The following is a 429-nucleotide window of genomic DNA, read 5'->3' on the forward strand; positions in this document are numbered from 1 at the left end:
GGTCCCTGACTTCGTCAGCGAGATCCACACGCTCATCGGGCAGAAGCAGGCCGGCGAACTCGCGGGCGACCTGGGCGCACAGATCAGCGACCTGACCCCCGGTGACGAGAGCGACGGGGCAGAGAACGAAACCGAATCCGCGTCCGAGGACGCGGACGCGGACGACACCGACGAGGAGTCCACTGACGACGCGGATGCGGACGAGGACACCGACGAGACGGACGCGGACGACGAACAGTCCACTGACGACGAAAGCGACGACAGCGACGCGTAATCCCCCCCTGACCTGACGGCTCTTCCTTCGACGATCGACCAAGCGCGGTTTTTTTGCTTGCTGAACTCCGAGTGACGGGTATGGATGACACCGCCGAGTCCAGCGTCCACGCCGACGACGGACCCCGTGACCGTACGACTGCAGACCTCCTTGCG

The 429-nt window shown here is 65.0% G+C and carries 1 pseudogene; it reads left to right on the plus strand.

Annotation, left to right across the window (positions count from 1 at the left end):
- A pseudogene (locus tag FY251_RS21595) lies at positions 1-274 on the plus strand (hypothetical protein); the annotation flags it as partial.
- Positions 275-429: the final 155 nt, after the last annotated feature.

Source organism: Haloferax sp. KTX1 (assembly GCF_902410085.1).
Classification (GTDB): domain Archaea; phylum Halobacteriota; class Halobacteria; order Halobacteriales; family Haloferacaceae; genus Haloferax; species Haloferax massiliensis.